This is a genomic window from Persicitalea sp. (assembly GCF_041751555.1).
In the GTDB taxonomy this organism is placed as follows: Bacteria; Bacteroidota; Bacteroidia; order Cytophagales; family Spirosomataceae; genus Persicitalea.
This window is the reverse complement of the sequence record NZ_JBGSXF010000288.1, coordinates 1-6,665: the sequence shown is the minus strand read 5'-3', so window position 1 is coordinate 6,665 and position 6,665 is coordinate 1. Positions and strand designations below refer to the sequence as shown.

The 6,665-nt window shown below is 50.9% G+C and carries 7 protein-coding genes and 1 tRNA gene; 4 read left to right on the top strand and 4 right to left on the bottom strand.

What is annotated here, in order from left to right:
• Positions 1–39: 39 nt before the first annotated feature.
• Positions 40–1,278 (bottom strand): tetratricopeptide repeat protein, encoded by a 1,239-nt coding sequence (locus ACEW8P_RS10075; protein WP_373512956.1) that lies wholly within the window; start codon positions 1,276–1,278, stop codon positions 40–42.
• Positions 1,279–1,391: 113 nt separating this feature from the next.
• Here ACEW8P_RS10075 and hpt point away from each other — a divergent pair, with 113 nt between their 5' ends.
• The 3 genes from hpt to ACEW8P_RS10060 all read left to right on the top strand — a co-directional run bounded on the left by hpt (position 1,392) and on the right by ACEW8P_RS10060 (position 3,856).
• On the top strand, positions 1,392–1,970 hold the full coding sequence (hpt, locus tag ACEW8P_RS10070; protein ID WP_373512955.1) for a hypoxanthine phosphoribosyltransferase: 579 nt from the start codon (positions 1,392–1,394) through the stop codon (positions 1,968–1,970).
• 189 nt (positions 1,971–2,159) lie between these two features.
• The gene (locus ACEW8P_RS10065) at positions 2,160–3,557 is read left to right on the top strand and encodes an MBL fold metallo-hydrolase (RefSeq protein WP_373512954.1); all 1,398 of its coding nucleotides are present in this window, start codon (positions 2,160–2,162) and stop codon (positions 3,555–3,557) included.
• 217 nt (positions 3,558–3,774) lie between these two features.
• A tRNA-Leu gene (locus ACEW8P_RS10060) sits at positions 3,775–3,856 on the top strand.
• 101 nt (positions 3,857–3,957) lie between these two features.
• On the opposite strand, the gene ACEW8P_RS10055 is transcribed toward ACEW8P_RS10060, so the two are convergent.
• On the bottom strand, positions 3,958–4,497 hold the full coding sequence (locus ACEW8P_RS10055) for a CopD family protein (RefSeq protein ID WP_373512953.1): 540 nt from the start codon (positions 4,495–4,497) through the stop codon (positions 3,958–3,960).
• Between the two features lie 58 nt (positions 4,498–4,555).
• Entirely contained in the window at positions 4,556–5,233 is a 678-nt protein-coding gene (locus ACEW8P_RS10050; protein ID WP_373512952.1) for a nitroreductase family protein, read from the bottom strand.
• 210 nt (positions 5,234–5,443) lie between these two features.
• Between ACEW8P_RS10050 and ACEW8P_RS10045 the strand changes: the two genes are divergently transcribed.
• Complete coding sequence (locus tag ACEW8P_RS10045; RefSeq protein WP_373512951.1) at positions 5,444–5,974, top strand: hypothetical protein; 531 nt, start codon at positions 5,444–5,446, stop codon at positions 5,972–5,974.
• A gap of 161 nt (positions 5,975–6,135) precedes the next feature.
• Here the strand turns inward: ACEW8P_RS10045 and ACEW8P_RS10040 are convergent.
• On the bottom strand, positions 6,136–6,665 hold a 530-nt coding region (locus tag ACEW8P_RS10040; RefSeq protein ID WP_373512950.1), incomplete at its 5' end, for a carboxyl transferase domain-containing protein.

Below are 6,665 nucleotides of genomic sequence, written 5' to 3'. Positions count from 1 at the left end.
AGGTTTTGGTGAAGTAAGGGCGAAAACGGAAGTCCGTTTTCATCGCCGACGACTGCGGCGGTCTTCGCGGCGAGATTTTTTGAGACTGTCGATGGCCTTTTTGGCCTCGTCGTGCTGGCTCGACTTGCGGTCGGCTTTGTCCAGAGCCAGTTTGTAATAGCGCTGCGCTTCGTCGATATCCTTTCGTGCTTCGGCAACCTTGCCCAACCCCAATAGCGACGACACGTAATAGCCCGCATCCAGCGATTTGGTCTGCACCGAAAAATTGATGGCCTTTTGGTAGTAGTCGGCGGCTCCGTCGTAATCTTTCTCGTAGTTGAACTTATAGTAAGCCAGCACATAGGCCGCGTTGCGGCCGCTCACGCCTTCGTAGCCGGGCATCCGGCGGTCAATTTTGTCCAGCATGTTGCGGGCAGCCTGCTGCGCTTCGCCGGCATGGCCCGTCACGAAGGCTGAGCGGCAGAAATAGCGCTCGAAATAGGGGTTATCTGGGTAGGTCTGCCACATGTACTTGGCCATGTCGTAGGCTTTGCCGTATTGATTTTCCAGGCTGTAAATTTGTAAAAGAAAATAGCGGGCTTCCACGCGGGTATAGAAAGCATTGTTGGCTACTTTCTCTAATTGTTGAATACCCAGCTTCTTGTTTCCTTTTTGAAAAAAAACCAGGACGGGTTTCAGAATCGGGTATTCCTTGGGGATCCACTCGGAGTAATAGTTGTAAATGCCGTCGCCAAAGAGCAGTTCGGGACTCAGGTCGCCGTAACCTTTGCTTTTTTCAAGATATTTCAAAGCGTTTTTTCCCGCGAAGGTAGCCTTCGTCCACTGTCGCCGTTCGGCGTAGAGCCGACCTTTGAAGGCATAAGCCGCCGCTAGGAAAAAGGCGGGTTCCACTTTGTTTTCTTTTTGGTCGTACAGCTTTTCGGCCAGGTAAATGCACGAATCCATCCGGGTCAGGAAGCGATTGTCGTAAGCCGGGTTGTCGGTATTCGGTACGATTTTCCACCAGTCGGCCAGGCCCATCAGAAACTGCGGCATGGGGTGGTTGGGATAGCGGTACTTCAGCCAGTTGAATTCGGCCTCGGCGTCGCCGAATTTGTAGTTGTAAAGCTTGTTGATGGCCTCCGTCGCTTCGATCTGCACACCGGGATTGGCCAGCAGCATATCGTAGTTTTTGTCCAGATCGGACTGCGAGTAGGGCGACTGCGCCCAAGCCGAAGACAGGGGTATTGAGCCCGAAAGCAGCAGAAAGAGGGAATATATTTTGTTTATTTTTAACATAAAATCAAACGCAAAAATCTTGTTCTAAGTAACGCAGGAACGTAATTTTCCGTTTGCGATGGGAAGTAATTTTAAAAAAGGCGGTAATTTGGGCACCCATGCCTAATGTGTTTATGATTACCATAAAAGACAAAACCTTCGTTCCCTTTCTGGAACCCGCCAAACTGGAAAAACGGATAATTGAGTTGGCGGATCAACTCGATAAAAACTATCAGGATAAAAATCCATTGTTCATCGTCGTATTGAAAGGGGCGTTCCTGTTCGCCGCCGAGTTGTTCAAGCACATTCAAATCCCTTGTGAAGTCACGTTCGTGCGGCTTTCTTCCTACCAAAATATGGAGTCGTCGGGTCGCGTGAAGCAAATCATTGGCCTGGAAGAGGACGTACAGGATAGGCACGTCGTCATCGTCGAAGACATCGTGGACACGGGTCTGACCATGGCTCAGCTCACCGCCCAACTAAGCCAAAAAGGCGCAGCCAGCGTAGAAATCGCTACCTTGCTCCACAAGCCTGACGCCCTGCGCGAGGACGTTAACATCCGCTACCTCGGCTTCGAAATTGAAAACCGCTTCGTCGTCGGATTCGGCCTGGATTATGAAGAGCAAGGGAGGAATCTGGCGGGAGTCTTTGTGTTGTCAGAAGCCACAGAGCCGGAACGCCGGACCGCACAAAGCGACAAAGCCACAAAGTAAAGGGCGCTGCACGGCTACGTTGTCTTATAGAAAGTAATTTTGTCCCCTACATGCATATAAACTGAATCTTCCTTCATTTCTTGAGAAGTAGTTCGACGTTGTGTAATTCCCACTAAAAAAACTTTGTGGCTTTGCGGCTTTGTCGCTCTGCCACTTAACAAAAAAGCCACCTAACCACCCCCACGCTACATGCAACTACAATTCCACGGTGCGGCCCGAATCGTTACGGGTAGCAAGCACCTCATCACTACCGACCTGGGTACCAAAATACTGCTGGACTGCGGGCTTTTTCAGGGTATCCAAACCGACGACCTGAACCAGAACTTCGGTTTCGATCCAAGAGAGGTCGATTATCTGGTACTTTCACACGCCCACATCGACCACAGCGGGCTGATTCCACGGCTGGTGAAGCAGGGCTTCAAAGGGCCGATCTACTGTACTCACGCGACGGCGGATTTGCTCCAAATCATGCTGATGGACAGCGCTTATATTCAAGAAAAAGACGTGGAGCGCATCAACAAGCGTCGCCGTCGGCAGGGTCGGGAGCAACTGGAAATGCTCTACGACTCCGAAGACGCGAAGCGCGCCCTGGACATGTTGAAGCCCGTACGTTACGGCCAAAACTTTCAATTGGGAAAAGATGAGACCGATGTTTTCTTTACCGACGCCGCCCACATCATCGGCAGCGCAGCAGTTCACTTAAATATCAAGGACAGCGGTACTTTCAAAAAACTAACCTTCACGGGCGATATAGGCCGGCCCGAAGACCAAATCCTCCGCAAACCCGACACTTTCCCGCAAGCAGACTTCATTATTTGTGAATCCACCTACGGCGATCGCCTGCACGAGGCACAGCCCGATTTGCAGGCGCACTTGCAACGCATCGTTCACAAGTGTTGCGTCGAAGACCGTGGCAAACTGATTATCCCGGCTTTTGCCGTGGACCGGACGCAGGAACTGATTTACGCGCTGGATCGCCTTTCGAGCGCGGGACGCCTGCCCCGCATTCCGGTGTACATCGACAGTCCGCTGGCGATCAAGGCCACGGCCATCATGAAGGCCAACGAGCAATGCTTTAACCCGGATATTCTGGAATACATTGAGCGCGACGGCGATGCTTTTGCGTTTCCGTACCTGCATTACGTCTCGGACGTAGCCGACTCCAAGGCCATCAACGACCGCGACGAGCCATGCATCATTATCTCAGCCTCGGGTATGGCCGAAGCCGGGCGGGTGAAGCACCACATCAAGAACAACATTGAAAAGCCTTCGACTACCATTCTTTTCGTTGGCTACGCCGCACGCCACACGCTGGCGGGCCAACTGAAATACGGCGAAAAGAACGTTCGCATCTTCGGACAGGATTATGAAGTAAGAGCCAACATTCAGTCGCTGGAATCCTTCTCCGCTCACGGCGACTACAACGAAATGATCGATTTCCTATCCTGCCAAGACGCCAGCCGCGTACAACAACTTTTCCTCGTCCACGGTGAGTACGACACCCAAACTGCCTTTAAACTAAAATTACAGCGTGAAGGGTTCGACCGCATCCATATTCCTGAAATGCACGAGCGGGTGGTAGTATAGCAGGAGGATTTGTAGGGGCGAACCCATGTGTTCGCCCGATGGCTGGCGCAAGCTGCACGGTCGCCCGATGGCTGGCGCGCGTTTGGGCGAATACATGGGTTCGCCCCTACTTCCGCTTCCGCAAACGGCTGTGTCATTCAAAAAATCAATTCCACAAAAAAACTTGCACGAATCACGCGCATAATACTATCTTTGTGGCCCCAAATAGGGAAACGCTGGCGGAGTGGTGGAATTGGTAGACACGCACGTTTCAGAGGCGTGTGCCTAACAGCATGCGAGTTCGAGTCTCGCCTCCGTCACATTTCAAATGCAAGAAGCCTTCGCAATCCGCGAAGGCTTTTTTGTTGTGGTACGGCCATCCTGGCCGTCATTTTTGCGCCAGCAAAAAAAGACAGCAGAGTCAAGCGCCGCGCTTTTCCCTCGCCTTTTTCGCCAACCTAACCGCTCCCATAATTACTACCGCAAACAGCACTAACCCCACGACGCCCCAAATCCACTGCACGGCACTTTTCAACACTACTAAGAACACAATCGCGAACAAGAACACAGTAGCCACCTCATTCCAAAGCCTAAGTTGTAAGGAAGAAAACCGAAACCGCTCCGCCTTCAATTCATGGAGTAGTTTTCGGGTATAAAAGTGGTAAACGATTAGCCCCGCCACAAATCCCAGCTTGATCTGCATCCACCCCTGACTCAGCCAGGCAGGTGTAATGTACAGCATTGTAAAGCCTGTGATCAGCGTCAACCACAACGCCGGAACCATGATTGCCCGAAACAGCAGCCCTTCCATCTTGACGAATTGCCGAAACAAGATACCACGCTCTGGCTCAGGCTTATCGTTGGCCTCCGTATGATAGACAAACAGCCGCGGCATATAAAATAGCCCCGCAAACCAGCTTACGATAAATATAATGTGGAGCGACTTGACGTAAAGGTACATGAGAGGGTAATGGTAAGTTCAAAAAGGGGGTCAGGGAGAAACTGAAACCGGAATTTGTTTAACCTTCTCCTGATTCGTACCAGGCTATCACCTCTTCGCTAGACTTACGTCTCAAATCAGGAACGGTGGCGTCCGGGGCGGCATAGCCAACAGGTATGAGGAGAAAGGGCCTTTCATTAGCGGGGCGTTCCAGTAGTTTTGTCAGGAAATCCATCGGACTGGGGGTATGCGTGAGCGCTACCAGGCCGGCCTGATGAATAGCCGTGAGCAAAAACCCGCAGGCAATGCCCACCGACTCGTTCACGTAGTAATGGGTTTGCTTTTCTCCCGCTTCGCCTAACCCGTAAATCTGTCGGAAGACAATGATGAGCCAAGGGGCGGTTTCCAGAAATGGCTTGCGCCAGTCGGTACCGAAGGGTTGCAGGTCGCGGAGCCATTCTTCGCTCATACGCCCGTTGTAGCTACGGTATTCCTCTGCTTCCGCTGCGGCCCGAATCTTGCTTTTTATACCGGAATTGCTCACCGCGCAGAAAGTCCACGGCTGTTTGTGCGCGCCCGAGGGTGCGGTGGAAGCAGACATGATTATCTGCTCGATGGCTTCTCGCGATACCGGGTGGTCTGAGAAGAAGCGCAGTGAGCGACGTTTCTCCATAAAGTAGTGGTAATCGCGGCATTGCCGAGTAACTTCGTCTAGCGAAAAAGGTTTCTGAGAGGGGTAGGAAACGTGAGATTCCATCTTACTATTATTGTTTCGTTCTCTATAAATGTACACTAGATCGACAGAAAATCTGCTTTTAATCGGTTCGTTTTGCAACGTTACTCTTTTAAAAACACCGTTCAATCGGTTTCCCGTACCGAATAATAACTTACTACCTTCTGTTTTTTGCCTTACCACAATAATCTCTTTTCTTTGCGTATATCACTCACGAGTTAAATCTATTACATCATGAAAAAACTTATCTCCTCTCTCTTTGTCGTGGCCCTCATATCATTTTACACTGAGGGCGTAATGGCGCAGTCTTACCAGCAAGGCGACAAACTTCTCAACGTTGGTGTGGGTTTGGGTACTTACGGTGCAGGCGGAATCGGCTTCGGCGGTTCCTTTGAATATGGAATCCACGAAGCCATTAGTGTCGGGGTTTTGGGTGGATATTCTGGACGATCCAATTATTTGGGTTCTGGCGCTCGCTGGTCGGTTTTTACTATCGGTGCACGTGGTTCATACCACTTTAACGAACTTCTGAATCTCGATAACGATCAAATTGATTTATATGCCGGGTTGGGTTTGGGTTATCGTAATATCTCATGGAGCATAGACGGTCTTGGCGGCAGCATCTATAATAATGCCTATAACGGTGGAATACACTTCCTTGGCCACATAGGCGGAAAGTACTACTTCCAGCCCAATCTGGGTATTTTCGCTGAACTGGGTTCTGGGTTCGGCGTACTTCAAGCTGGTATATCCTTTAAATTTTAATCCGGGAAAACCAAAAATTTTCAAAAGCGTCGCTAAAAACTAGCGACGCTTTTTTATATCTAGCTCAGGTAGTTGTGTTTTCCTACTAATCGAAAACAAGCTTTGACGGACAGGAGAACATGTGCTTTTCTTCCCACTTCCGATAGGCCGTCATGAAAAAATCACACCTGAATCACTCCTACATTGAATGCTTTCGTAATCGGCGCTTGATTGGCCGCTTCGATGCCCAATGAAATAATGCGGCGCGTTTCGCGCGGATCGATAATGCCATCCACCCACAGACGGGCGGCAGCGTAATAGGGCGAGAGTTGCGCGTCGTAGCGGTCGGTAATTTCTTTCAGGAGTTCGGCCTCGGCTTCTTCGCTGAGTTCCTTTCCCTTAGATTTGAGCGAGGCAGATTCGATTTGGACAAGGGTTTTGGCGGCGGCGCCCCCACTCATCACGGCCACTTGGGCGGTGGGCCAGGCGTAAATCAGGCGTGGGTCGTAGGCCTTTCCGCACATGGCGTAGTTACCAGCCCCGTAGGAATTGCCGACAATGAAGGTAAATTTCGGTACCACTGAGTTGGCCACGGCGTTGACCATCTTGGCTCCGTCTTTGATGATACCGCCCTGCTCGGCGCGGCTACCGACCATGAAGCCCGTGACATCGTGGAAAAACAGCAGCGGAATTTTCTTCTGGTTACAGTTCA

Excerpts from the sequence above, each read along its gene's own strand:
- ACEW8P_RS10045 (WP_373512951.1), top strand. The coding sequence starts at position 5,444 with ATGAAAAAACTTATCTCCTCTCTCTTTGTCGTGGCCCTCATATCATTT.
- ACEW8P_RS10075 (WP_373512956.1), bottom strand. The coding sequence starts at position 1,278 with ATGTTAAAAATAAACAAAATATATTCCCTCTTTCTGCTGCTTTCGGGC.
- ACEW8P_RS10065 (WP_373512954.1), top strand. The coding sequence starts at position 2,160 with ATGCAACTACAATTCCACGGTGCGGCCCGAATCGTTACGGGTAGCAAG.
- ACEW8P_RS10055 (WP_373512953.1), bottom strand. The coding sequence starts at position 4,497 with ATGTACCTTTACGTCAAGTCGCTCCACATTATATTTATCGTAAGCTGG.
- hpt (WP_373512955.1), top strand. The coding sequence starts at position 1,392 with ATGATTACCATAAAAGACAAAACCTTCGTTCCCTTTCTGGAACCCGCC.
- ACEW8P_RS10050 (WP_373512952.1), bottom strand. The coding sequence starts at position 5,233 with ATGGAATCTCACGTTTCCTACCCCTCTCAGAAACCTTTTTCGCTAGAC.